Source organism: Variovorax paradoxus B4 (genome assembly GCF_000463015.1).
GTDB lineage: Bacteria > Pseudomonadota > Gammaproteobacteria > Burkholderiales > Burkholderiaceae_C > Variovorax > Variovorax paradoxus_E.
Genome location: NC_022247.1, coordinates 3,204,451 through 3,230,019, shown reverse-complemented (window position 1 = coordinate 3,230,019; position 25,569 = coordinate 3,204,451). Strand labels below are relative to the sequence as shown.

Here is a 25,569-nt window from a genome sequence, read left to right as displayed (position 1 = left end):
CACGATGCTTGAGACGCTAGACCTGACCATCCGCTTCGGCGGGCACGTGGCCGTCAACGGCGTGAGCTGCGCGTTCGCGCCGGGCACGCTGACGGCCATCGTCGGCCCCAACGGGGCGGGCAAGACCACCTACTTCAACCTGATCTCGGGCCAGCTCAAGGCGAGCGCGGGCACGGTGTCGCTCGATGGGCAGCTGCTGTCGGGGCTGTCGCCGTCGGCGCGTACGCACGCGGGGCTGGGGCGGGCCTTCCAGCTCACCAACCTGTTCCCGAACCTCACGGTGCTGGAGAACGTGCGACTGGCAGTGCAGGCCACGCGCGAGGGCGCGCACCGGCGCGGGCTCAACCTGTGGAGCATCTGGAGCGACCACAAGGGGCTGACCGAGCGCGCCGACCAGATCCTGTCCGACGTGGCGCTGAAGTCGCGCGAGCATGCGACGGTGGCCAGCCTGCCGCACGGCGACCAGCGCAAGCTCGAGGTGGCGCTGCTGATGGCGCTCGAGCCCAAGGTCTTCATGTTCGATGAACCGACGGCCGGCATGAATGCGGCCGAGGCGCCCGTCATCCTCGACCTGATCCGCAAGCTCAAGCAGGACAAGACCAAGACCATCCTGCTGGTCGAACACAAGATGGACGTGGTGCGCGAGCTTGCGGACCGGATCATCGTGCTGCACAACGGCACGCTGGTGGCCGATGGAGAACCGGCGGAGGTGATTGCTTCTCCGGTGGTGCAGGAGGCCTATCTGGGCATTGCGAAGGAGGCTGCATGAGCACGAACCTGTTGACGCTCGAAGCAGTGCAGACGCACATCGGGGCGTATCACATCCTCCACGGCGTGGACCTCGCCGTGCCCCGCGGCCAGCTCACCATGCTGCTGGGCCGCAACGGCGCGGGCAAGACGACGACGCTGCGAACCATCATGGGCCTCTGGCATGCTTCGCAAGGCCGGGTGCGGTTCGGCGACAAGGACATCACCGCGCTGCAGACACCGCAGATCGCGGGCCTCGGCATCGCCTACGTGCCCGAGAACATGGGCATCTTCTCCGACCTCACGGTGAAGGAGAACATGCTGCTCGCCGCGCGCGGCGCGAAGAACGCCGGGCAGATCGACGACACGCGCCTGAAGTGGATCTTCAAGCTCTTCCCTGCGGTCGAGAAGTTCTGGAACCACCCAGCGGGCAAGCTCTCGGGCGGGCAGAAGCAGATGCTGGCGGTGTCGCGCGCCATCGTCGAGCCGCGCGAACTGCTGCTGATCGACGAGCCCAGCAAGGGCCTCGCGCCCGTGATGATCAACAACATGATCGACGCCTTCGCCGAGCTCAAGGCGAGCGGCGTGACGATCCTGCTGGTGGAGCAGAACATCAACTTTGCCCAGCGCCTGGGCGACACCGTCGCGGTGATGGACAACGGCCGCGTGGTGCACAGCGGCTCGATGGCGGCGTTCTCCGCCGACGCGCAACTGCAGCAATCGCTGCTTGGACTGGCTCTATGAAATTCGACTTCGACTGGAAGCCGCTGCTACTCGCCCCGATCCTCGCGCTGGTCGCGCTGCCGCTCACGGGCTCGTTCTCGACCTGGCTCACGCTCACGGTCGCGGGGCTGGCGATGGGCATGATCATCTTCATCATCGCGTCGGGCCTCACGCTCGTGTTCGGGCTGATGGACGTGCTCAACTTCGGCCACGGCGTGTTCATCGCGCTCGGCGCCTTCGTGGCCAGCAGCGTGCTCGGCCTGATGGGAGACTGGACGGGCTCGGGCGAACTGTGGCGCAACCTCGTCGCCGTGTTTCCGGCCATGCTGGTCGCAATGGCGGTGGCCGGTGCGGTCGGCCTCGCGTTCGAGCGCTTCATCGTGCGGCCGGTGTATGGCCAGCACCTGAAGCAGATCCTGATCACCATGGGCGGCATGATCATCGGCGAGGAGCTCATCAAGGTGATCTGGGGGCCGGCGCAGATCCCGCTGCCGCTGCCCGAGGCGCTGCGGGGCTCGCTGTTCGTGGCCGACGCGGCCATCAGCAAGTACCGGCTGCTCGCGGTGGCAGTGGGCGTGGTGGTGTTCGGGCTGCTCGCATGGACGCTGGGGCGCACCAAGATCGGCCTGCTCATCCGCGCCGGGGTGCAGGACCGCGAGATGGTCGAGTCGCTCGGCTACCGCATCGGCCGGCTGTTCGTCGGCGTGTTCGTGGTGGGCAGCGCACTGGCCGGTCTGGGCGGCGTGATGTGGGGGCTGTTCCAGCAGAACCTGGTGCCGCAGATGGGCGCGCAAGTCAACGTGCTGATCTTCATCGTGATCATCATCGGCGGGCTCGGCTCGACGGGCGGCGCGCTGATCGGTGCGCTGCTGGTGGGGCTCATGACCAACTACATCGGCTTCCTGCTGCCCACGCTCACGCAGTTCGCGAGCATCTTCCTGATGGTGGCCGTGCTGTTGTGGCGTCCGCAGGGCGTGTACCCGGTGGCGAATCGTTGAGAAAGAAGAGTCCGCCATGTTCCTGAAACGTCTTCTCTCCAACGACATGCCCCGAAGCCGCCTGCTGGCGCTGCTGCTGGTGGTGCTGTTCATCGCGCTGGCCTTCGCGCCGTTCATCTTCCCGGGCGTGAAGGCGCTCAGCGTCGCGGCCAAGGTGCTGGTGTTCGTGGTGCTGGTCGCGAGCTTCGACCTGCTCCTGGGCTACACCGGCATCGTGAGCTTCGCGCACACCATGTTCTTCGGCATCGGCGCGTATGGCATCGCCATCTCGGCGTCGCGGCTCGGGCCCAACTGGGGCGCGGTGCTGCTCGGGCTCGTGGCGTCACTCGCGATCTCGCTGGTGCTTTCGTTCGCCATCGGGCTGTTCTCGCTCAGGGTGCGCGCGATCTTCTTCGCGATGATCACGCTGGCCGTGGCCTCGGCCTTCCAGACGCTGGCCTCGCAGCTGTCGGACTTCACCGGCGGCGAGGACGGCCTGACCTTCAAGCTGCCCGAGCTGATCTCGCCGAGCTTCGAGTTCTCCGAGGAGCCCTTCCTCGGCGTCTCGCTCGACGGCCGGCTGCTGTGCTACTACCTGCTCTTCGTGGCTGCGGTGGTGCTGGTGCTCGCGCTGCTGCGCATCGTGAATTCGCCCTTCGGCCGCGTGCTGCAGGCCATCCGCGAGAACGAGTTCCGCGCCGAGGCCATCGGCTACCGCGTGGTGGTGTACCGCACCACGGCGGCCGTGCTGTCGGCGCTGTTCGCCACGCTGGCCGGCGCCATGCTCGCGATCTGGCTGCGCTACAACGGGCCCGACACCTCGCTGAGCTTCGAGATCATGATCGACGTGCTGCTGATCGTGGTGATCGGCGGCATGGGCACCATCTACGGCGCGGCCGTCGGTGCGGTGCTGTTCGTGGTCGCGCAAAGCTACCTGCAAGACCTGCTGCGCGTGGGCAGCGAGGCCGCGAGCGGGCTGCCGTGGCTCGCGGCGCTCTTGTCGCCCGACCGCTGGCTGCTGTGGCTGGGGGTGCTGTTCGTGCTCTCGGTCTATTACTTTCCCACCGGCATTGTCGGCAAGCTGAGGGCGAGGGCCGCACGATGAGCAACGATCTTTCCGTTCCGGCCTCTTGCTACGCCCAGCTTGCGGGCCGCGAAGTCCATTGGCTCGACTGGGGCGCACCGGACGCGCCGGTGGTCATTGCCTGGCACGGCCTCGCGCGCACCTGCCGCGACATGGACGAACTGGCGCAGCACTTTGCAGCGCGCGGCTTCCGCGTGATCTGCCCCGACACCATCGGCCGTGGCCTGAGCCAGTGGAGTCCGCTGCCCGACGAGGAGTACCAGCTCTCGTTCTACGCCCGCATTGCTGGCGCGCTGTGCGACGAGCTGCGGCTGGCCCGCATGCACTGGGTCGGCACTTCCATGGGCGGCGCCATCGGCACGGTCTGCGCCTCGGGCCTGTTCGAGCCGCGCATGAAGGCGCGCATTGCGAGCCTCACGCTCAACGACAACGCACCGCAGCTCGCGCAGGCGGCCATCGAACGCATCCGCGCCTATGCCGGCGAGCCGCCCGCGTTCGGCACGGTGGTCGAGCTGGAGGCGTTCTTCCGCACGGTCTACAAGCCCTATGGCTGGCTCAGCGATGCGCAGTGGCGCCGGCTGACCGAAAGCTCCACGCGCCGCCTGCCCGACGGCCGCGTGACGCCGCATTACGACCCGGCGATGGTCCGCCAGTTCAGCGCGCACGACAACGACTACCTGATCTGGCCGCACTACGACGTGATCGAGGCGCCGGTGCTGTGCCTGCGCGGCGCCGAGTCGGACCTGGTGCTGCCCGAGGTGACACAGGAGATGCAGCAGCGGGGGCCGGGCGCCGCCGGGTTGCTGAAGGTGGTCGAAATCCAGGGGTGCGGCCACGCACCTGCGCTCAACGTGCCGGAACAACTGGAGCTGATCGAAGGGTTTATCCGGGCCGCCGGTCGCTAGCGGCGCGTCGGCGAGACAATCGCCGCCGATTCCAACCACAAGGATTAACGCCATGGCGCTTTCGATGTACGACCTCTCCGTGCCGGTCTTCTCCCGCGGACTCGGCCAGCTCACCCACCTGCTCGAGAAGAGCCTGGCGCACGCCAGGGCCAACGACATCGATCCGGCAACGCTGGTGGACGCGAGGCTCGCACCGGACATGCTCACGCTGGCCGGCCAGATCCAGCGCGCGAGCGACGCTTCGAAGCTCAGCGTGGCGCGCATCGCGGGCATCACGGCGCCGAGTTTTCCCGACGAGGAAAAGACCTATGACGAGCTGCTGGCCCGCATCGCGAAGACGCAGGATTTCCTCGCGACCGTGGACCGCACGCTGATCGACGGCCAGGAGGAACGCCCCGTGACCATCAAGGCACGCGAGGGCGAGGCGCATTTCACCGCGCAGCGCTACCTGCTCCAGTTCGCGCTGCCCAACTTCTTCTTCCATGTGACCACGGCCTACGACGTGCTGCGCCACAAGGGCATGCCCATCGGCAAGATGGACTATCTGGGCAAGTTCTGAGTGCCGGCGGCGGGCCGGGTGGGCCAGCCCGCCAGGTTGCGCTCGGCAATGCCCGTCAGCGCAGTGATCCACGCCGGGCTGTCGTTGAGGCAGGGGATGTAGCTGAAGGCCTCGCCGCCTGCATGCATGAAGGCTTCGCGGCCTTCCATGGCAATTTCTTCCAGCGTCTCCAGGCAGTCGGCCGGAAAGCCCGGGCACACCACGTCGATCCGCTTCACGCCGCTCGCGCCGAGTTCGCGCAGGGTCGGTTCGGTGTAGGGCTCGAGCCATTTGGCGCGGCCGAAACGCGACTGGAAGGTGACGCGGTGCTGTGCGGCTGAAAGGCCGAGCCGCGCCGCGAGCAGGCGCGCGGTTTCCAGGCACTGGGCCTGGTACGGATCGCCGAGCGCGATGTTGCGCACCGGAATGCCGTGGAAGCTCATCAGCAGCACCTCGCCGCGGCCCTCGCGCTTCCAGTGCGCTTCGATACCGAGCGCCAGCGCCTCGATGTAGGCGGGATCGTCGTGGTACTGGTTGACGAAGCGGAACTCCGGAATGCGGCGCTGGCGGCGGCTCCAGTCGCTCACCGCGTCGATCACGCTGGCCGTGGTGGTGGCCGAATACTGCGGATAGGCCTGCAGCACCAGCACCCGCGTTGCGCCTTCGGCCTGCAGCGCATCCAGGCGCGAAGCGATCGACGGACTGGCGTAGCGCATGGCGTCGTGCACCGTCAGGCGGTGGCCGCGCTCGCCGAGCCAGCCGGCGAGCAGCGTGGCCTGCTTGCGGGTCCACACCTTCAGCGGCGAACCCTCGGCCATCCAGATGCTCGCGTACTTGGCGGCCGACTTGGCGGGCCGCACGCGCAGGATGATGCCGTGCAGGATCAAGGCCCAGATCAGCCTGGGAATCTCGACCACGCGCGGGTCGCCGAGAAACTCCGCCAGGTAGGGCCGCACGGCGGCTGCGGTGGGGGCGTCCGGCGAGCCCAGGTTGCACCAGAGGATGGCGGTGCGTTCGATGGCGCGTCCGGGGGCGATGGAACCGTGGTTCCCATGGTCTTGAGGCATGCGATATTCTCGGGCATGACCTCCGTTTCCACGGCGCCGGCGGGCGCCGAGCCCCTCGATATCAAGCGCATCTCGGCGATCTCGCTCGACCTGGACGACACCCTCTGGCCGATCTGGCCGACCATCGAGCGTGCCGAGACCGTGCTGCAGGAATGGCTGCTGCGCGAGGCACCGAAGACCGCGTCGCTGCTGTTGACGCCGGGCGTCCTGCGCGAGCTTCGCGAAGCCACCGCCAAGGAGCGCTCCGACCTGGCGCACGACCTGAGCGCGCTGCGCCGCGAGTCGATCCGTGCGGCACTGAAGCACGCGGGCGAAGACCCGGCGCTGGCCGATCCGGCCTTCGACGCCTTCTTTGCCGAACGCCAGCGCGTGACGCTCTACGAAGACGCGCTGCCGGCCCTCAAGTGGCTCAGCGAACGTTATCCGCTGGTGGCGGTTTCGAACGGCAATGCGGACATCCACCAGACCGGCGTCGGCCGATGGTTCCGCACTGCGTTCAACGCGCGCGCCTTCGGCAGCGGCAAGCCGCATGCGCCGATCTTCCGTGCCGCGGCCGCGTCGGTCGGCCTGCTGCCGAAGGACGTGCTGCACGTGGGCGACGACGCGGAGCTCGACGTGGTCGGCGCACTCAGCGCCGGCATGCAGGCAGCCTGGCTGGTGCGCGACGAGCGCCCATGGGTGCACGGCGCGCGGCCGCAGCTGATCGTGCCGAACCTGCACGCCCTGTGCATGGCGCTCGGCGCCTGAACGCCGGTGCTATGAAAAGACCGGCCTGAAGAAGCTGCGCTCGTAGCTCAGGATGCACCGGGTGTCCTCGGCGTACCTGAAGGCGGCCTGGCATTCGGCGTCCTGCATCGAATCGGCGCGGTACCGCTCGTACGCGGCCAGGCTGGGAAAGCTGAACATCGCCAGCGCCACGTTGTTGGCGCCTTCCGACGGCAGGAAGTAGCCGTGGTGCTGGCCGCCGAATTTCTCGACCAGCGGGATCCACAGCTTGCCGTAATGCTCGAATTCCTTGAGCTTGTAGGGATCGACGATGTAGCGGAGGTAGCAGGTGACCATGGTTCTTTCCGTATGAACAGAGGGGACGTCAGTCCAGGCTGAACCGCTCGCGCAGCGCGGCGCAGAAGTCTTCCGTGCCGCTGAGCGAGAAGCTTACCGTGTCCAGCTCCGGCGCTTCGCGGGTCTGCTGCAGGTCGAAGTCCCAGGCCGCCCCCTCGTCGAGCGCGCCGCGCGCGTCGGGATAGGCGGCATCCGCCCAGGCCAGCACCTGTGCGATCTCGGCAAGCACTTCGTGTGTTCTTGTAGGCACGGTCGAGGCCATGGCATCGAAGGTGCCGTGGCCCTCGGTGTCTTCGCTGTAGTCGAAATCCAGGTAGCGCAGTTCGGTCATGGCGTTGTCGATGCTTTGGCGGCGGCCAGTCCGCTGAGGACCGCGCCTTCGAGTGTGGCAGGGTAGGGGCCTTCGGTGTAGTCGCCGCAGGCGTGCAGGCCGGGTGCGATGCGCATCGGCGGCCGTGCGAGCGCCGGCGTGCAGGCGAAGGTGGCGCGCTTTTCGATCACGGTCTGCACGATGTGCAGCGCCGTCTGGCCGAGCTGCACGGCGGCTTGCGCAAGCACCTGTTGCTCCAGCGTTTCGCGCGGAGTTTCGTTCGCGCTCACCACCAGCGCCAGCACGCCTTCCGGTCCGCCGAGGTGGCCGCGATCGAAAACGAATTGCGCCGGTGAGGTGGCGGGATGGCTGCGCAGCGCCAGCATCGGTTCCGCGAGCGGCGAGGCGCCGCGCACGTAGACGGTGGCAATGGCCTCGAAGCGCAGGGCCTCGGTGTTTTTGCACCAGCGGTCCGCTGCCAGGCCGGACGCGCGAACGAGCCGCGCCGCGTCCCAGGGCGCACACGCCAGAACGACGTGGTCGAAGCGCTCGCCGTCGACTCGCCATGCCGCGCCCTCGGGCGAGATGGCGTGCACGCGCGTGCCGATGCGAAGTGTCGCGTCGTGCTGCGCGAGCCACGCCAGGGCCGCATCGGGAAAGAGCGCGCCCAGATCGACGCGCGGCAGCAGCAGGTCCGCGCCGCCGCTGCCGCTGAAGAGCGCGTCGCGCAGCACGCGCAGGAACACCTCACCGCTCGACTGATCGATCGGCGTGTTGAGCGCGGACACGCACAGCGGCTCGATCAGCTCTTCCATCACGCGCGGCGTGAGGCCGGTGCAGAGCGTGGCCACGGTGGTGCCGGCGGCGCAGCGGAATCCCGCGAGGCGCCATTGCACGGCGGTGCGCAGCAGCGAGGACTTGTCGCGCCACGTCCAGCCGCGCGCCGTGAAGATGCCGGCCAGCAGATCGAGCGGGGCAGGCAGCCGCGGCAGCTTCAGGCCGCCGCCATCGGCAAAGCGCAGCGAGAGCGGCAGCCGCAGCAGTGCCTGGTCGATATCGATGCCCACCTCGTGCATCAGCTTCAGCGTCGCGGCGTAGGCGCCGATCAGGATGTGCTGCCCGTTGTCCAGCACCAGCCCATGCATGTGGTCGACCCGCCGCGCGCGACCGCCCGCCATGTGCGCCGCTTCATACAGCGTCACGGCATGGCCGAGCCGCGTGGCTTCGACGGCGCAGGCAAGCCCGGCCCAGCCGGCGCCGACGACGGCTGTTCTCAAATGCGCCCCAATGCTTGGACCTTCCACGCCAGCCAGAACTTGCGCACCGGCGTCAGGCTGACGCGCTGGTTCAGCACCTGGAAGTCGTCGCGCTCGATCTCGCGCAGCAGCGTGCGGTAGATGCTGGCCATCATGAGGCCGGGCTTCTGTGCGCGGCGGTCCGCGGCGGGCAGGAGGGCGATCGCTTCGTCGTACGCCGCATGCGCGCGCTCGGCCTGGAACTTCATGAGCGCGACGAAGCGCTCCGAATGCACGCGGTTGAGAATCTCGTGTGCCTTGACGTCGAATTTCTGCAGCTCGTTCACGGGCAGGTAGATGCGGCCGCGCAGCGCGTCCTCGCCGACGTCGCGAATGATGTTGGTGAGCTGCAGCGCCAGGCCGAGCTTGTGCGCATAGGCGGTGGTCTGCGGATCGGTCTGGCCGAAGATGCGCGCCGCGACTTCGCCCACCACGCCGGCCACCAGGTGGCAGTAGCGCGCGAGGCCGGGAAAGTCGAGGTAGCGGGTCTGGTCGAGGTCCATCTGGCAGCCGTCGATCACCTCGTTGAGCTGGCCGGGCTCGATGCCGTAGGCGGCGGCATGCGGCACCAGCGCCTGCATCACGGGATGGCGTGGCGGGCCGGAGAAGGACTGCGCCACCTCGGTGCGCCACCAGGCGAGCTTGGTGGCGGCCACGCCGGGGTCGCTGACCTCGTCGACCACGTCGTCGATCTCGCGGCAGAAGGCATAGAACGCGGTGATCGCGGCACGCCGCGGCTTGGGAAGGAACAGAAACGCGTAATAGAAACTGCTGCCCGAGGCGGCGGCCTTGTCCTGTACGTATTGCTCGGGAGTCATCGGAGGGGCGCTTTCATGGGCGGCAATTGTCTCCGCATCCGCAGGGCCCGCCAGACCAGCAGGGGGGCGTCGGCCTTGCCGATCTTCGGTCGCTGCGAAAAGGTGTCGAAGCCCAGGTCTTCGATCTTGTCGAGAATGCGCAAGCCGCCCTGGACGACGAAGCGCAGCTCCCAGCCGGTGCGGCCGGGCAGGCGATGGACCAGGGGCGCGCCCTGGGCCATCAGCTCCCGCGCCCATGCGCTTTCGACGGCGATCAGGTTGATGGCTTCCTGCGGGGGCGGTGCATCGGCCAGCGGCATGAAGACCTTGAAGCTCTCGCGCGTCAGGCCGCGCCGGGCGCAGTCGGCCAGCGGCGGATAGAAGCGGCCGCGCGGCAGGTCCACGCTCGGGTCCTGCCAGAAATTGATGAGTTGCAGCGCGCTGCAGATGGCGTCGCTTTGCGCCAGCGCCTGCGCATCGTTCACGCCATACAGATGCAGCAACAGGCGGCCGACCGGGTTGGCGGAGCGGCGGCAGTAGTCGAGCAGTTCGGCGCGGTCGGCGTAGGTTGCGCCGTCGCGGGTCTTCTCGATGTCCTGCATGAAGGCGCTCAGCAGGTCGGCGAGCAGCTGTTCCGGGAGCTGGAACTGCGAGATGCTGTGGGCGAGGGGGCCGAACACCTGCGGCCAGCGCGAGGAGGCCGTCACCTGGCCGCGCGCCGCGGCTGCGAGTTCCTCGCGGTAGTGGCGCAAGTCGGCCAGCCGCTGGTCGGGCGAGGCATCGCCTTCGTCTGCGATGTCGTCCGCGGTGCGCGCGAAATGGTAGATCGCGGCGATCGGCGGCCGCAGATGCGGCGGGCACAGCCAGGAGGCCACTGGGAAATTCTCGTAGTGCGCCGGCGGCGCGGCAATGTGGGGTGGTGCAGACACGCGGCGATTGTCCGCGACGCGTGGCGCGGACTATGCTCGCAGCGTCGCCAACGCCCCACTTCTTTTTCATGAATGCACCGACGCCGGCTCCCGCCGCCCCGAGTCCAGCGCCAGGCGAGGCGCCTCATGCGGCGGGTCCGGGCCTGATGATCGCGGCGCTGGGGGTGGTGTTCGGCGACATCGGCACCTCGCCGCTCTACGCCTTCAAGGAAACGCTGAACCCCGAGCACGGCGTGGCGTTCACGCCCGATGCGGTGCTGGGCCTGCTCTCGCTGATCTTCTGGGGCCTGATGTTCGTGGTCACGCTCAAGTACGTGGTGTTCGTGCTGCGCGCCGACCACGACGGAGAGGGCGGCATCCTTGCGCTGCAGGCGCTCGCGCGCAGCGCGGCCGCGGGCCCCCGGACCCGGCCCTGGGTGTGGAACGCCATCGGGGTGCTCGGCCTGGTCGGCGCGGCCATGTTCTATGGCGACAGCCTCATCACGCCTGCCATTTCCGTCCTGTCGGCGGTCGAGGGGCTGGAGGTGCAGGCGCCGGTGCTGCAGCGCGTGGTGATTCCGATCACCATCCTCATCCTGCTCGCGCTTTTCGCGGTGCAGCGCAAGGGGACCGGCGTGGTGGGCAAGGTGTTCGGGCCGGTCATGGTGTTGTGGTTCCTGGTGCTGGCCATCGCAGGGGGCTGGCAGGTACTGCAGCATCCGCAGGTGCTGGCGGCGCTCGATCCGCGCCGGGCCATCGGTTTCCTGGTCGAGCACCGGCTCCAGTCGCTGGGGGTGCTGGGCGCGGTATTTCTCGCTTTTACCGGAGGCGAAGCGCTGTACGCCGACATGGGGCACTTCGGCGCGCGGGCGATCCGGCTCGCATGGCTCTTCATTGCGCTGCCGGGGCTGGCGCTGAACTATTTCGGCCAGGGTGCACTGGTGCTGGCGAATCCAGCGGCCATAGACAACCCGTTCTTCCGGCTCTTTCCTGCCTGGGGCGTCGTGCCGATGGTGGTGCTCGCCGCCATGGCGACCGTCATCGCATCTCAAGCTGTGATTTCGGGCGCCTTTTCCCTCACAGCCCAGGCCATGCGCATGGGCTACCTGCCGCGCATGCGCGTGGTGCAGACCTCGAGCTCGGCCATCGGCCAGATCTACGTGCCCGTGGTCAACTGGCTGCTGATGACGGGGGTGCTGCTGCTGGTGCTGGGCTTTCGCAGTTCGGGGGCGCTATCGGCGGCCTACGGCATCGCGGTATCGGTCACGATGGTGACCACCACGCTGCTGGCCGGCATCGTGGCCTGGGGCCTCTGGCGCTGGAACAGGGTGGCGGTGGTGCTCGGGGTGGTGGCTTTTGCTGTCGTCGACCTGGCTTTCGTGGCGGCCAACAGCCTCAAGATCGCCGAGGGCGGCTGGCTCACGCTCGCGGTGGCGGCTGGGGTGATGGTGCTGTTCACGACCTGGGCGAAGGGCCGCCGGCTGGGCCTGGAAGCCGCCGCGGCCGAAAGCCTGCCGCTCGATTCCTTCGTCGAATCGCTGGCGCTCAACATGCCGCACCGCGTGCGCGGCACGGCCGTATTCCTGAACGCCGATGCGACCGCCGTGCCCCACGCCCTGCTTCACAACCTCAAGCACAACCAGGTGCTGCACGAGCAGGTGATCGTGCTGCGGGTGCTGGCCTGCGACACGCCGCGCGTGGACGCGCGGCACCGCATCGAGGCTGAATCGCTGACGGGCGGCGTCTGGATGGTGACGGCGCGCCACGGCTTCATGGAGCGGCCCGACGTGCCCGAGTTCGTCCGTATCCTGGCCTACCAGAAGACGCTGGCCATCGATTCGATGACGACCTCCTACTTCGTCTCGCGCGCCTCGGTGGGGGAGGAGAACCTGCCCGGCATGAACCCCGTGCGCCGCGCGCTCTTCGGCTGGCTGCAGCGCAACGCGGGCCGCGCGTCGGATTATTTCGAGCTGCCGGACAACCGGCTGGTCGAAATGGGGCAGAGGACCTAGCAACCCCCGAACAACCCCCGAACGGCGATTGACAGTGCCTGAGGTTTACCCTAGATTACTAACCGGTGGGTCATTAATGATCCGGTTCGACCTTTCTAGGGTGTCCCATGACTGCCTCTTCCGGCTTTTCTCCTCTTGCCCGCGGTGCCGCCTGGCTGCTGCTTTCCGCCTTGTTCCTGGCCGGCTGTTCGCAGTCGAAGCCGGCCGAGGAGCCTGTGCGCGCGGTCAAGCTGGTGACCGTGGGCACCAGCGATTTCGATGCCCAGCCCGAGTTCTCGGCCGAGGTCCGGGCGCGTGTCGAATCGCGGCTGGGCTTCCGCGTGGCGGGCAAGATCACCAAACGCCAGGCCGAACTCGGCCAGCACGTGCAGGCCGGCCAGGTGCTGGCCCAGCTCGATCCGCAGGACTACAGGCTGGCTGCTGAAGCGGCGCGCGCCCAGCTCGCCGCGGCGCAGACCAACCGCGATCTCGCGGCGGCCGATCTCAAGCGCTACAGCGAACTGCGCGAGCAGAACTTCATCAGCGGCGCCGAGCTGGAACGCCGCGAATCCACATGGAAAGCCGCGCAGGCGCAGCTCGAGCAAGCGCAGGCGCAGCTTTCATCCCAAGGCAACCAGGCCAGCTACACCACGCTGGTGGCCGACGTGGCCGGCATCATCACCGCCATCGAGGCCGAGCCGGGGCAGGTGGTGCAGGCGGGCACGCCCGTCGTGCGCATTGCGCAGGACGGCGCGCGCGACGTGGTCTTTGCGGTGCCCGAAGACCGGGCGGCGCTCATCAAGCCCGGCTCGCCGGTCGCGGTGCGCGGCTGGTCGGGCGGCAGCGAACTGCAGGGCCAGGTGCGCGAAGTGGCGGCCAGCGCCGACGCGGTCACGCGCACCTACGCGGTCAAGGTGGCCATCGATGCCGCCACGTCGCCGGCGCTCGGCGCCACCGTGTATGCCCGCCCGCAGGCGCTGGCACGCACCGGCGGCGCGGTCATGAAGCTGCCGACCAGCGCGTTGCGCCAGGAAGGCAAGGGCACCTCGGTCTGGGTGCTCGACAAGCCGACCATGACGGTGCGTTCGCAGCCCGTGCAGGTGGCCACGGCCGACGGCAACGAGGCCGTGATCGGCGCCGGGCTCACGCCCGGCACGATGGTCGTGGCCGCAGGTGTGCATGTGCTCTCGCCGGGGCAGAAGGTCACCATCTACCAGTCGAAGGAGGCTGCAGCGGCAGCCGCCAACGCGAAGGAATCGGCGCAGCCGGTCGAGGCCGTGGCGGCCACGAAGAAGGAGATCGCTGCAGGTGCTTCCAAATGACGGAAGGCGCAGCAACCACCGCCAAGCCCGCCGGCTTCAATCTTTCCAAATGGGCGCTGGACCACGCGCCCCTCACGCGCTACCTGATGGTGGTGCTGATGGTGCTGGGCGCCTTCGCATACTTCCAGCTTGGCCAGGACGAGGACCCGCCGTTCACTTTCCGTGCCATGGTGGTTCGCACCTACTGGCCCGGCGCCACCGCGCAGCAGGTGGCCGAGCAGGTCACCGACAAGCTCGAGCGCACGCTGCAGGAGGCGCCGTATGCCGACAAGATCCGCAGCTACTCGAAGCCCGGCGAGTCGCAGATCATCTTCCAGATCAAGGACTCGTCCAAGGCCGCCGACGTGGCGAACGTCTGGTACACCGTGCGCAAGAAGGTCGGCGACATGCGCAACACGCTGCCGCCGGGCGTGCAGGGCCCGTTCTTCAATGACGATTTCGGCGACGTCTATGGCGTGATCTACGCGCTGGAGAGCGAAGGCTTCAGCCCGGCCGAGCTCAAGACCCTGGCCGACGAGGTGCGCCAGCAGCTGCTGCGCGTGAAGGACGTTGCCAAGGTCGACCAGTTCGGCGTGCAGGACCAGAAGGTCTACATCGAAATCTCGCAGAAACGCGTCGCGCAGCTGGGGCTGGACTTCAACGCGGTGCTTGCCCAGCTCGGCTCGCAGAACGCGATCGAAAGCGCGGGCACGATCCAGTCGCCGCTGGACGTGGTGCAGGTGCGCGTGGGCGGGCAGTTCACCAGCGTGGAGCAACTGCGCGAGATGCCGATCCGCGGCAGCTCGGGCAACCAGCTGAAGCTCGGCGACATTGCCGAGATTCGCCGCGGCTACGTCGACCCGCCGGCCGTGAAGGTACATCACCAGGGCAAGGAGGTCGTTGCGCTCGGCGTTTCCATGGCCAAGGGCGGCGACATCATCGCGCTGGGCAAGGCGCTGCGCGCCACCACCGCGCAGATCGACCAGCGCCTGCCGGCCGGCGTGAAGCTCGCGCAGGTGCAGGACCAGCCGGTGTCGGTGGCCAGCTCGGTGAACGAATTCGTCGGCGTGCTGATCGAGGCCGTGGCCATCGTGCTGGCCGTGAGCATCATCTCGCTGGGCCTGCACAAGGGCGGGCGCTTCGGCTGGTACATCGACATCCGACCGGGGCTGGTGGTGGCCATCACGATTCCGCTGGTGCTGGCCGTGACCTTCCTGGCCATGAACTACTTCGGCATCGGCCTGCACAAGATATCGCTGGGCTCGCTGATCATCGCGCTCGGCCTGCTGGTGGACGACGCGATCATCGCGGTCGAGATGATGGTGCGGAAGATGGAAGAGGGCTACGACAAGGTGCGCGCCGCCACCTTCGCCTACGACGTCACGGCCAAGCCCATGCTGACCGGTACGCTCATCACCGCTGCGGGCTTCCTGCCGATCGGCATCGCCAAGTCGGTCACGGGCGAATACACCTTCGCGATCTTCGCGGTGACGGTGATTGCGCTGGTGCTGTCGTGGATCGTTTCGGTGTACTTCGTGCCCTACCTGGGCACGCTGCTGCTCAAGGTCAAGCCGCACGACCCCAATGCGCCGCCGCACGAGCTGTTCGACACGCCGTTCTACAACAATTTCCGCCGCGCGGTGAACTGGTGCGTGCAGCACCGGTGGCTGACCATCGGCGCCACGGTGCTGATCTTCGCGCTCGGCATCGTCGGCATGGGCAAGGTGCAGCAGCAGTTCTTCCCGGATTCGAGCCGGCCGGAAATCATGGTGGACATCTGGTTCCCCGAGGGCACCTCGTTCGCGGCCAACGAAGAGGTCGCCAAGCGCGTCGAGCGGCGCATCATGAAAGAGGAGGGCGTGAAGACGGTCAGCACCTGGATCGGCTCCGGCGTGCCGCGCTTCTACCTGCCGCTTGACCAGGTGTTCCCGCAGACCAACGTGTCGCAGCTCATCGTGCTGGCCAAGGACCTGAAGGTGCGGGAGAGCCTGCGCATCAAGCTGCCGGCCCTGCTGGCGCAGGAATTTCCCGAAGTGCGCGGCCGCGTGAAGCTGCTGCCCAACGGGCCGCCGGTGCCGTATCCGGTGCAGTTCCGCGTGATCGGCACCGACCCCGCCCAGCTGCGCGCGCATGCGGACGAGGTCAAGGCCGTGCTGCGCGAGAACGCCAACATGCGCGGCGTGAACGACAACTGGAACGAATCGGTCAAGGTGATCCGGCTCGAAGTCGACCAGGCCAAGGCGCGCGCGCTCGGCGTGACGAGCCAGGCCATCGCCCAGGCCTCCAAGACGATGTTCTCCGGCACCACGGTGGGCCAATACCGAGAGAACGACCTGCTGATCGACATCGTGCTGCGCCAGTCGGCGGACGAGCGCGAGGCCATTTCGGACATCGGCAACGCCTACCTGCCCACCACCTCGGGCCGCTCGATTCCGCTGACGCAGATTGCCCGGCCCGTGTTCAGCTGGGAACCCGGCGTGATGTGGCGCGAGAACCGCGACTACGCCATCACGGTGCAGGGCGACGTGGTCGAAGGCCTGCAGGGCGCCACGGTGACCGAGCAGCTGCTGCCGAAGCTGCGCCAGCTCGAGGCCGGCTGGCATGCGGCCGGCGAGGGCGGCTACCGCATCGAGGTGGCGGGCGCAGTCGAAGAAAGCAGCAAGGGCTCGGCGTCCATCGTGGCGGGCGTGCCGATCATGCTGTTCCTGGTGTTCACGCTGCTGATGCTGCAGCTGCACAGCTTCAGCCGCTCGCTGCTGGTGTTCATCACCGGCCCGATGGGCATTGCCGGCGTGGCCGGTGCGCTGCTGGTGCTGAACCGGCCCTTCGGCTTCGTGGCGCTCCTGGGCGTGATCGCGCTGATGGGCATGATCCAGCGCAACGCGGTGATCCTGATCGACCAGATCGAGAGCGACCGCGAGGCGGGCGTGCCGGCCTGGGACGCGATCGTGGAATCGGCCGTGCGGCGCCTGCGGCCCATCGTGCTGACCGCCGCGGCAGCGGTGCTTGCCATGATCCCGCTCTCCCGCAGCGTGTTCTGGGGGCCGATGGCCGTGGCCATCATGGGCGGGCTGATCGTGGCCACCGTATTGACCCTGCTGGCGCTGCCGGCAATGTACGCCGCGGCGTTCCGCGTGAAGCGGGAGCCAAAAGAGGGTCCGATTCGCGCTTAAAATACGCGGTTGACCGATTTCAGGCGGACGGTCTTTGGGCGGCGGATATCCAGTATGGGGTGTTCGCTGCACCAGGGCCGTCCGCTTTTGCATTCACCTGAAAAATGGCAATAGCGCGGGTGGCGAAATTGGTAGACGCACCAGGTTTAGGTCCTGACGTTCGCAAGAACGTGCCGGTTCGAGTCCGGCCCCGCGCACCAGCCACACCCCTCACAAGGAAGACACCATGACCGTGACCGTTGAAACTCTCGAGAAGCTCGAACGCAAGATCACGCTGACCCTGCCGGTCGGCACCATCCAGTCCGAAGTCGATTCGCGCCTCAAGAAGCTCGCGCGCACCGTCAAGATGGATGGCTTCCGTCCTGGCAAGGTGCCGATGAACGTCGTGGCCCAGCGCTACGGCTACTCGGTGCACTACGAGGTCATGAACGACAAGGTCGGCGAAGCCTTCTCGCAGGCCGCCAACGAAGCCAAGCTGCGCGTGGCCGGCCAGCCCCGCATCACCGAGAAGGAAGAGTCGCCCGAAGGCCAGCTCGCCTTCGACGCCGTCTTCGAAGTGTTCCCCGAAGTCAAGATCAACGACCTGGCAGGCGCCGAAGTCGAGAAGCTCTCGGCCGAAGTGGGCGACGACGCCATCGACAAGACGCTCGACATCCTGCGCAAGCAGCGCCGCACCTTCGCGCAGCGCGCGCAAGACGCCGTCGCGCAGGACGACGACCGCGTGACGGTCGATTTCGAAGGCAAGATCGACGGCGAGCCCTTCCCGGGCGGCAAGGCCGAAGACTTCCAGTTCATCGTCGGCGAAGGCCAGATGCTGAAGGAATTCGAAGACGCCGTGCGCGGCATGAAGGCCGGCGACAGCCGCACCTTCCCGCTCTCGTTCCCGGCCGACTACCACGGCAAGGACGTGGCCGGCAAGCAAGCCGACTTCATGGTCACCGTGAAGAAGATCGAAGCCTCGCACCTGCCCGAAGTCAACGAGCAGCTCGCCAAGTCGCTCGGCATTGCCGAAGCCACGGTCGAGGGCCTGCGCGCCGACATCAAGAAGAACCTCGAGCGCGAAGTGAAGTTCCGCCTGCTGGCGCGCAACAAGAACGCCGTGATGGACACCCTGGTGGCCAACGCCGAACTCGACCTGCCCAACGCGAGCGTGCAGTCCGAAGTGAACCGCATGGTCGAAGGCGCCCGCGCCGAACTCAAGCAGCGCGGCATCAAGGACGCCGACAAGGCGCCGATTCCCGACGAAGTGTTCCGTCCGCAAGCCGAGCGCCGCGTGCGCCTGGGCCTGGTGGTGGCCGAACTGGTGCGTGCCAACAACCTGCAGGCCAAGCCCGAGCAGATCAAGGCCCACATCGACGAGCTGGCCGCCAGCTACGAAAAGCCGGCCGACGTCGTGCGCTGGTATTTCAGCGACAACAACCGCCTGGCCGAAGTCGAAGCCGTGGTCATCGAGAACAACGTGACCGAATTCGTGCTCGGCAAGGCCAAGGTCAATGAAAAGTCGGTGACGTTCGACGAACTGATGGCGCAACAGCAAGGTTGATCCGCCACCGCCCGCGATGCCAATGGGGCTTGTGCTTTGCGGCACGAGCCCCATTTCACTCTGGCGTACAGTTAAATTCGAACAGCGAACGAACCCTTTCCGGAGAGCAAATCAATGAGCGCACAGGAAATCAAAGGCCTCGGCATGATCCCGATGGTCATCGAGCAGTCGGGCCGCGGCGAGCGGTCCTACGACATCTATTCGCGTCTCCTCAAGGAGCGCATCATTTTCCTGGTGGGCGAGGTGAACGACCAGACTGCCAACCTCGTGGTGGCGCAGCTGCTGTTCCTCGAGAGCGAGAACCCGGACAAGGACATTTCGTTCTACATCAACTCCCCGGGCGGCAGCGTGAGCGCCGGCATGGCCATCTACGACACCATGCAGTTCATCAAGCCCGACGTTTCCACCATGTGCATCGGCTTTGCGGCCAGCATGGGCGCCTTCCTGCTGGCGGCCGGCGAAAAGGGCAAGCGCTTCTCGCTGCCCAATTCGAAGATCATGATCCACCAGGTGCTCGGCGGCGCGCGCGGCCAGGCCACGGACATCGAGATCCATGCCCGCGACATCCTGCGCACCAAGGACCAGATGAACCGCATCCTGGCCGAACGCACGGGCCAGCCGCTCGAAAAAGTCAAGTCGGACACCGAACGCGACTATTTCCTCACGGCCGACGAAGCCAAGGAATACGGCCTGGTGGACCAGGTCATTGCGAAGCGCAGCTGATCGATTGAGCCCGTGCCGCGGCGCCGGCGGCGCCAAAAAGGCAAAAACCGGCGTTTTCCACACGGGAAACGCCGTTTTTGTTTAGTTATCATTGTCCCCACCCCGTTACGAGGCACCTGTCCATGGCCGAAAAAAAAGGCTCTTCCAGCGAAAAAACGCTTTATTGCTCGTTCTGCGGCAAGAGCCAGCATGAGGTCAAGAAGCTGATCGCGGGCCCTTCGGTCTTCATTTGCGACGAGTGCATCGACCTTTGCAACGAAATCATCCGCGACGAGCTCCCGGCTGGTGAAGAGGCGCGCGAGGCGCGCAGCGACCTGCCCACGCCGCTGGAAATCAAGACCAACCTCGACAACTACGTGATCGGCCAGGAGCCGGCCAAGCGCATGCTGTCGGTGGCGGTCTACAACCACTACAAGCGCCTGCGCCACAAGGAAAAGGCCAAGGGCGACGACGTCGAGCTCAGCAAGAGCAACATCCTCTTGATCGGCCCCACGGGCTCGGGCAAGACGCTGCTCGCGCAAACGCTCGCGCGCATGCTCGACGTGCCCTTCGTGATGGCCGACGCCACCACGCTGACCGAGGCCGGCTACGTGGGCGAAGACGTCGAGAACATCATCCAGAAGCTGCTGCAGAGCTGCAACTACGAGGTCGAGCGCGCCCAGCGCGGCATCGTCTACATCGACGAAATCGACAAGATCTCGCGCAAGTCGGACAACCCGTCCATCACGCGCGACGTGTCGGGCGAGGGCGTGCAGCAGGCGCTGCTCAAGCTCATCGAAGGCACCATGGCCAGCGTGCCGCCCCAGGGCGGGCGCAAGCACCCGAACCAGGACTTCCTGCAGATCGACACGACCAACATCCTGTTCATCTGCGGCGGCGCCTTTGCCGGCCTCGAGAAGGTCATCGAGAACCGCACCGAAGCCTCGGGCATCGGCTTCGGCGCCTCGGTCAAGAGCAAGGCGCAGCGCAGCATCACCGAGGTGTTCCGCGAAGTCGAGCCTGAAGACCTGATCAAGTTCGGCCTGATCCCCGAACTGGTGGGCCGCATGCCGGTGGTGGCCTCGCTGGCCGAGCTCAGCGAAGACGCGCTGGTGCAGATCCTGACCGAGCCCAAGAACGCGGTGGTCAAGCAGTTCACCAAGCTGCTGCAGATGGAAGGCGTCGACCTGGAGATCCGTCCCGCGGCCCTCAAGGCCATTGCGCGCAAGGCGCTGGCCCGCAAGACCGGCGCGCGCGGCCTGCGTTCGATTCTCGAACAGTCGCTGATCGACACCATGTTCGAGCTGCCGAATGCCACCAACGTCGACAAGGTTGTGGTCGAGGAATCCACAATCGATGAAAACAAGCCGCCGCTGCTCGTGTACCGCGAAGCGGCCAAGAAGGCCTGAGTGAACGCGGCGCCGGCTCTTTTCACCAAGGCGTCCGGCGCCTTCGACAAAGACCGGGTGCACGGGCTTGAAATGCCCGAACACCCATCCATCTTTGCCTGATCAATCAAAGGATATTCATGTCCGGTCATACCCCCCTGCCTGCCGACGCGATCGACCTGCCGCTGCTGCCGCTGCGCGACGTCGTCGTGTTCCCCCACATGGTGATCCCGCTGTTCGTGGGGCGCCCCAAGAGCATCAAGGCGCTCGAACTGGCCATGGAAGCCGAGCGCCGCATCATGCTGGTGGCCCAGAAAGCCGCAGCCAAGGACGAGCCCTCGGTCGAGGACATGTTCGAGGTGGGTTGCGTCTCGACCATCCTGCAGATGCTCAAGCTGCCCGACGGTACCGTGAAGGTGCTGGTCGAGGGCCAGCAGCGCGCCCGCGTGAACCGCATCGACGACGGCGAGACCCACTTCTCGGCCAACGTGACGCCCGTCGAGGCGCCCGCGAGCGGCGAGAAGGGCACCGAGGTCGAGGCGCTGCGCCGCGCCGTGATGCAGCAGTTCGACCAGTACGTCAAGCTCAACAAGAAGATCCCGCCCGAGATCCTCACGTCGATCTCCAGCATCGACGATCCGGGCCGCCTGGCCGACACCATCGCGGCGCACCTGCCGCTGAAGCTCGACAACAAGCAGGCCGTGCTCGACCTGGACGACGTCAAGTCGCGGCTCGAGAACCTCTTCGGCCAGCTCGAGCGCGAGGTCGACATCCTCAACGTCGACAAGAAGATCCGTGGCCGCGTGAAGCGCCAGATGGAAAAGAACCAGCGCGACTTCTATCTCAACGAGCAGGTCAAGGCGATCCAGAAGGAGCTCGGCGAGGGCGAAGAGGGTGCGGACATCGAGGAGATCGAGAAGAAGATCAAGCTCGCCAAGATGCCCAAGGAAGCGCTCAAGAAGGCCGAGGGCGAGCTCAAGAAGCTCAAGCTGATGTCGCCCATGTCGGCCGAAGCCACCGTGGTGCGCAACTACATCGACGTGCTAGTCGGCCTGCCCTGGAGCAAGAAGACCAAGATCAAGCACGACCTGGCCAATGCCGAGGCGGTGCTCAATGCCGACCACTACGGCCTGGAGAAGGTCAAGGACCGCATCCTCGAATATCTCGCGGTGCAGCAGCGCGTCGACAAGGTCAAGGCGCCCATCCTGTGCCTCGTGGGCCCGCCCGGCGTGGGCAAGACCTCGCTCGGGCAGTCGATCGCGAAGGCGACCGGCCGCAAGTACACCCGCATGGCGCTTGGCGGCATGCGTGACGAGGCCGAGATCCGCGGCCACCGCCGCACCTACATCGGCGCACTGCCGGGCAAGGTGCTGCAGGGGCTGAACAAGATCGGCACGCGCAATCCGCTGTTCCTCCTCGACGAGATCGACAAGTTGGGGACCGACTTCCGCGGCGACCCTTCGAGCGCGCTGCTCGAGGTGCTCGACCCCGAGCAGAACCACACCTTCGGCGACCACTACGTCGAGGTCGACTTCGACCTTTCCGACGTGATGTTCGTCGCCACCTCGAACTCGATGAACATCCCGCCGGCGCTGCTCGACCGGATGGAAGTCATCCGCCTGTCGGGCTACACCGAGGACGAGAAGACGCACATCGCGCTCAAGTACCTGCTGCCCAAGCAGCTGAAGAACAACGGCGTCAAGGAAGACGAACTGCTCGTCACCGAAGAGGCCGTGCGCGACATCGTGCGCTACTACACGCGCGAAGCGGGCGTGCGTTCGCTCGAGCGCGAGCTTTCCAAGATCTGCCGCAAGGTGGTCAAGGGCCTGCTGCTCAAGCAGATGACGCCCAAGGTCGTGGTCGACGGTGCCAACCTCAACGACTTCCTCGGCGTGCGCAAGTACAGCTTCGGCCTGGCCGAGAAGCAGAATCAGGTCGGCCAGGTGGTCGGCCTGGCCTGGACCGAGGTGGGCGGCGACCTGCTCACCATCGAAGCGGTCACCATGCCCGGCAAGGGCGTGATCAGCCGCACCGGTTCGCTCGGCGACGTGATGAAGGAATCGGTCGAGGCCGCACGCACCGTGGTGCGCAGCCGTTCGCGCCGCCTGGGCATCAAGGACGAGGTGTTCGAGAAGCGCGACATCCACATCCACGTGCCCGATGGCGCAACGCCCAAGGATGGCCCGAGCGCGGGTGCCGCAATGACCACCGCCTTCGTGTCGGCGCTCACGGGCATTCCCGTGCGTGCAGACGTCGCCATGACCGGCGAGATCACGCTGCGCGGCGAGGTCACGGCCATCGGTGGCCTGAAGGAAAAGCTGCTGGCCGCATTGCGCGGCGGCATCAAGACGGTGCTGATTCCCGAAGAGAACGCGAAAGACCTGCAGGACATTCCCGAGAACGTGAAGAACGGCCTCGAGATCGTGCCTGTGAAGTGGATCGACAAGGTCCTGGAGATCGCACTCGAGAAGATGCCCGAGCCGCTGTCGGACGAGGAGGTTGCCGCCTCTGCTGCCGCCGTGGCCGAACTGGCCAAGCAGCGCGCTGGCGCCCCGGCTTCAGAGGGCTCTGTCAAACATTGATCGGCAAAACTTGCCGGGCCCCGAAAAAGTGTTCTATAATTCGAGGCTCGAAACGCGGGAATAGCTCAGTTGGTAGAGCGCAACCTTGCCAAGGTTGAGGTCGAGAGTTCGAGACTCTTTTCCCGCTCCAGTTTTGAAAAAGGGAAGCACTGCTTCCCTTTTTTTCGCGAATTCGATTTCGTTTTCAGCAGCGTGGCGCGATAGCAAAGCGGTTATGCAACGGATTGCAAATCCGTCTAGCCCGGTTCGACTCCGGGTCGCGCCTCCACCTCCCTGATCAAGTTCGATCCACTCCCCATTGAAAAACCCAGCCCCGCCAACCTGCGTTGCCGGGGCTCGTTTCGTTTGGGTTATCGTCGATGTTCAACCCGAGGCCCGGATGGTGAAATTGGTAGACACATCGGACTTAAAATCCGCCGCTTCCTTAATCGGGGCATACGGGTTCGACCCCCGTTCCGGGCACCACACTTAGACAAGGGAGCACTCCATGCCTCGTTACAACGCTCCATTTGAAATTCATGTGCACGGCGACGTGCCTTTGCGCTCCGACGTCGGCTTCGATCAGATCCAGGAAGCGCTCAAGCCGCTGTGGGCCTATGCGGGCGCCAAGTCGCTGGCCGACGGCGCGACGAGCACCTACGAAGAAGAACCCGGTATTCGCTTCGAGCAGAAGGACCACATGCTCCAGATCTGCTGGACGGTGCCGGGCGACGAAGACTTTCGCCAGGCGCTCGACGAGATGTGCATGGCCCTGAACGAACTGTCGGAGCGCGGCGCCGCCATCGAGGTCACCTTCTACGACACCGACTTCGACGAGGAAGAGGGCGACCCGGACGAGGAGTCCCGCGACGATTTCCTGATGCTGTTCGTCGGTCCCAACCCGGCCGCGATCATGCAGGTGCAGCGCGACCTGCTGGTGGAAGACGTCGTCAACCTGATGGAGCGCCATTTCGATGGCGCCGAGCTCGGTGGCGTGGTGTCCGAGATCGACCGCCTTTTCAGCGACCGCTTCGATGCGCTCGTGAATTCGCTCGAAATCGGCAAGCGCCCGCGCGGCACCGGCGGCAGTGGCAGCGGCGGCGGGCATGGCGGCGGCCGCCGCCCGCGCCATCTGCACTGACCCGGCCAGCGTTGTTGCGTCCGGCGACCGGTTGATCCATCGCCGCATGGCGCTGTTCCCGCCTTCTGCCCTGAATGCCGGCGTGCGCAAGCGCGAGGTGTTCGGCTGGGCCATGTACGACTTTGCCAATTCCGGCTACACCACGGTCGTCATCACGGCCGTGTTTGCCGCCTATTTCGTGGGTGGCATCGCCAAGGGCGCGCCATGGGCGGCCTTCGCCTGGACCGCGGCGCTCAGCGCGTCCTATGCCGTCGTCATGCTCTCGATGCCTGCCATCGGCGCCTGGGCCGACCGGCGCGCGGCCAAGAAGCGGGTGCTCGTGGTTGCGACGGTGGGCTGCGTCGTTGCGACAGCTGCGCTCGCATTCACGCCGAGGTTCGCAGGGCCCATGGGCGTCGCGGTTGCGATGGCGCTGATCATCGTCTCGAACACTTTCTATTCCTATGGCGAGTCGCTGACCGGCGCCTTCCTGCCCGAACTCGCGACAGCCGAGGGCATGGGCAAGGTCAGCGGGTGGGGCTGGAGTTTCGGCTACGTCGGCGGCATGCTCGCGCTGGGGCTGTGCCTGGCCTATGTGCTGTCGGCCCAGGCGAAAGGCTTGCCTGCGTCGCACTTCGTTCCGGTCACGATGCTGATCACGGCGGCCATCTACGGCGCGGCGGCTTCTGCCACCTTTGCTCTCTTGCCCGAACGCGCGCAGCCTCGAACGGCCAGCAGCGCAGTGGGAGCGTGGCAGCAACTGCGCGCCACCTTCCGGCAAGCCCGCGCCCACCGCGATTTCATGCAGTTGCTGGTTTGCACGGTCTGCTACCAGGGCGGCGTGGCGGTGGCCATCACGCTCGCGGCCATCTATGCCGAACAGGTCATCGGCTTCGTGGCGAGTGAAACCATGGTGCTGATCTTCGTGCTCAACATTGCGGCCGCGCTCGGCGCCTTCGGCTTCGGCTACGTGCAGGACCGCATCGGCCACAAGATCTCGCTGGCCGGTACGCTGGTGGCGTGGATCGCGGTCTGCGTGATTGCCGCGATGGCGACCACCAAGGGCACCTTCTGGTGGGCCGCTGCCATTGCAGGGCTCGCCATGGGCTCGAGCCAGTCGGCGGGCCGTGCCATGACGGGCTACCTGGCCCCGCCGCGGCAGCTCGCGGAGTTCTTCGGGCTCTGGACCTTTGCCACGCGGCTCGCGAGCATCGTCGGTCCGCTGATGTTCGGCGCCATCACGTGGGCCGCAAGCGGCAACCAGCGCATCGCCATTCTCTCGACCGCGGCGCTGTTCATTGCGGGACTGCTGCTGTTGCTGCCCATTGACATGGCGCGCGGCCGGGAAGCCGCGCAGCGCAGCCGGTGAGGCAGGCG

General features: G+C 66.5%; 22 protein-coding genes and 4 tRNA genes. 20 read left to right on the top strand and 6 right to left on the bottom strand.

Annotated elements, in window-relative coordinates:
* Positions 1–4: 4 nt before the first annotated feature.
* The 6 genes from VAPA_RS15085 to VAPA_RS15060 are packed head-to-tail and all read left to right on the top strand — an operon-like array spanning position 5 to position 4,995.
* Entirely contained in the window at positions 5–769 is a 765-nt protein-coding gene (locus VAPA_RS15085; RefSeq protein ID WP_021007633.1) for an ABC transporter ATP-binding protein, read from the top strand.
* Positions 766–1,491, top strand: a complete 726-nt coding sequence (locus VAPA_RS15080) for an ABC transporter ATP-binding protein (protein ID WP_021007632.1) — start codon at positions 766–768, stop codon at positions 1,489–1,491. Before VAPA_RS15085 ends, VAPA_RS15080 begins: the two co-directional genes overlap by 4 nt.
* Entirely contained in the window at positions 1,488–2,468 is a 981-nt protein-coding gene (locus VAPA_RS15075; protein ID WP_021007631.1) for a branched-chain amino acid ABC transporter permease, read from the top strand. Before VAPA_RS15080 ends, VAPA_RS15075 begins: the two co-directional genes overlap by 4 nt.
* A 16-nt stretch (positions 2,469–2,484) precedes the next feature.
* The gene (locus VAPA_RS15070) at positions 2,485–3,552 is read left to right on the top strand and encodes a branched-chain amino acid ABC transporter permease (RefSeq protein ID WP_021007630.1); all 1,068 of its coding nucleotides are present in this window, start codon (positions 2,485–2,487) and stop codon (positions 3,550–3,552) included.
* Complete coding sequence (locus tag VAPA_RS15065; RefSeq protein ID WP_021007629.1) at positions 3,549–4,436, top strand: alpha/beta fold hydrolase; 888 nt, start codon at positions 3,549–3,551, stop codon at positions 4,434–4,436. The genes VAPA_RS15070 and VAPA_RS15065 overlap by 4 nt, the downstream gene beginning before the upstream one ends.
* Before the next feature lie 52 nt (positions 4,437–4,488).
* Positions 4,489–4,995 carry a DUF1993 domain-containing protein gene (locus VAPA_RS15060; RefSeq protein WP_021007628.1) on the top strand — a complete coding sequence of 169 codons (507 nt, stop codon included), beginning with the start codon at positions 4,489–4,491 and terminating at the stop codon, positions 4,993–4,995.
* On the opposite strand, the gene hemH is transcribed toward VAPA_RS15060, so the two are convergent.
* Positions 4,977–6,041, bottom strand: a complete 1,065-nt coding sequence (gene hemH, locus VAPA_RS15055; protein WP_021007627.1) for a ferrochelatase — start codon at positions 6,039–6,041, stop codon at positions 4,977–4,979. The two genes, VAPA_RS15060 and hemH, sit on opposite strands and share 19 nt — an antisense overlap.
* Before the next feature lie 15 nt (positions 6,042–6,056).
* Between hemH and VAPA_RS15050 the strand changes: the two genes are divergently transcribed.
* Positions 6,057–6,788 (top strand): HAD family hydrolase, encoded by a 732-nt coding sequence (locus VAPA_RS15050; protein WP_021007626.1) that lies wholly within the window; start codon positions 6,057–6,059, stop codon positions 6,786–6,788.
* Between the two features lie 9 nt (positions 6,789–6,797).
* Here the strand turns inward: VAPA_RS15050 and VAPA_RS15045 are convergent, their stop codons facing one another.
* Genes VAPA_RS15045 through hpnC form a run of 5 tightly spaced genes read right to left on the bottom strand, consistent with a single transcriptional unit; the run spans position 6,798 to position 10,434 of the window.
* Positions 6,798–7,103 (bottom strand): NIPSNAP family protein, encoded by a 306-nt coding sequence (locus VAPA_RS15045; protein WP_021007625.1) that lies wholly within the window; start codon positions 7,101–7,103, stop codon positions 6,798–6,800.
* A 28-nt stretch (positions 7,104–7,131) separates the two neighbouring features.
* The gene (locus VAPA_RS15040) at positions 7,132–7,434 is read right to left on the bottom strand and encodes a hypothetical protein (protein WP_021007624.1); all 303 of its coding nucleotides are present in this window, start codon (positions 7,432–7,434) and stop codon (positions 7,132–7,134) included.
* Positions 7,431–8,690, bottom strand: a complete 1,260-nt coding sequence (gene hpnE / locus VAPA_RS15035) for a hydroxysqualene dehydroxylase HpnE (protein WP_021007623.1) — start codon at positions 8,688–8,690, stop codon at positions 7,431–7,433. Before hpnE ends, VAPA_RS15040 begins: the two co-directional genes overlap by 4 nt.
* Positions 8,687–9,526 (bottom strand): presqualene diphosphate synthase HpnD, encoded by an 840-nt coding sequence (gene hpnD / locus VAPA_RS15030; RefSeq protein ID WP_021007622.1) that lies wholly within the window; start codon positions 9,524–9,526, stop codon positions 8,687–8,689. Before hpnD ends, hpnE begins: the two co-directional genes overlap by 4 nt.
* A complete protein-coding gene (hpnC, locus tag VAPA_RS15025; RefSeq protein ID WP_041946125.1) occupies positions 9,523–10,434 on the bottom strand; it encodes a squalene synthase HpnC in 912 nt (303 codons plus the stop codon). Before hpnC ends, hpnD begins: the two co-directional genes overlap by 4 nt.
* A 68-nt stretch (positions 10,435–10,502) precedes the next feature.
* On the opposite strand from hpnC, the gene VAPA_RS15020 reads away from it, so the two are divergent.
* From VAPA_RS15020 to VAPA_RS14960, 13 genes are all read left to right on the top strand, one after another.
* Positions 10,503–12,425, top strand: coding sequence for a potassium transporter Kup (locus VAPA_RS15020; protein ID WP_413470468.1), 1,923 nt, complete (start codon positions 10,503–10,505; stop codon positions 12,423–12,425).
* A 107-nt stretch (positions 12,426–12,532) separates the two neighbouring features.
* Positions 12,533–13,726, top strand: coding sequence for an efflux RND transporter periplasmic adaptor subunit (locus tag VAPA_RS15015; protein ID WP_021007619.1), 1,194 nt, complete (start codon positions 12,533–12,535; stop codon positions 13,724–13,726).
* Positions 13,723–16,878: an efflux RND transporter permease subunit gene (locus VAPA_RS15010; RefSeq protein WP_021007618.1), complete on the top strand. Its 3,156-nt coding sequence runs from the start codon at positions 13,723–13,725 to the stop codon at positions 16,876–16,878. Before VAPA_RS15015 ends, VAPA_RS15010 begins: the two co-directional genes overlap by 4 nt.
* Positions 16,879–16,991: 113 nt before the next feature.
* Positions 16,992–17,078, top strand: a tRNA-Leu gene (locus VAPA_RS15005).
* Between the two features lie 26 nt (positions 17,079–17,104).
* Positions 17,105–18,421: a trigger factor gene (gene tig, locus VAPA_RS15000; protein ID WP_021007617.1), complete on the top strand. Its 1,317-nt coding sequence runs from the start codon at positions 17,105–17,107 to the stop codon at positions 18,419–18,421.
* A 114-nt stretch (positions 18,422–18,535) separates the two neighbouring features.
* Positions 18,536–19,144 (top strand): ATP-dependent Clp endopeptidase proteolytic subunit ClpP, encoded by a 609-nt coding sequence (clpP, locus tag VAPA_RS14995; RefSeq protein ID WP_021007616.1) that lies wholly within the window; start codon positions 18,536–18,538, stop codon positions 19,142–19,144.
* Between the two features lie 122 nt (positions 19,145–19,266).
* Complete coding sequence (gene clpX / locus VAPA_RS14990) at positions 19,267–20,532, top strand: ATP-dependent Clp protease ATP-binding subunit ClpX (RefSeq protein WP_012747621.1); 1,266 nt, start codon at positions 19,267–19,269, stop codon at positions 20,530–20,532.
* Positions 20,533–20,651: 119 nt separating this feature from the next.
* Positions 20,652–23,093: an endopeptidase La gene (gene lon, locus VAPA_RS14985; RefSeq protein WP_021007615.1), complete on the top strand. Its 2,442-nt coding sequence runs from the start codon at positions 20,652–20,654 to the stop codon at positions 23,091–23,093.
* 54 nt (positions 23,094–23,147) lie between these two features.
* Positions 23,148–23,223 (top strand) — tRNA-Gly (locus tag VAPA_RS14980).
* Positions 23,224–23,287: 64 nt separating this feature from the next.
* Positions 23,288–23,361, top strand: a tRNA-Cys gene (locus tag VAPA_RS14975).
* Positions 23,362–23,466: 105 nt separating this feature from the next.
* A tRNA-Leu gene (locus VAPA_RS14970) sits at positions 23,467–23,558 on the top strand.
* 22 nt (positions 23,559–23,580) lie between these two features.
* Positions 23,581–24,213, top strand: coding sequence for a DUF6806 family protein (locus VAPA_RS14965; protein WP_012747623.1), 633 nt, complete (start codon positions 23,581–23,583; stop codon positions 24,211–24,213).
* Positions 24,214–24,259: 46 nt separating this feature from the next.
* Complete coding sequence (locus tag VAPA_RS14960) at positions 24,260–25,561, top strand: MFS transporter (protein ID WP_021007614.1); 1,302 nt, start codon at positions 24,260–24,262, stop codon at positions 25,559–25,561.
* Positions 25,562–25,569 lie beyond the last annotated feature (8 nt).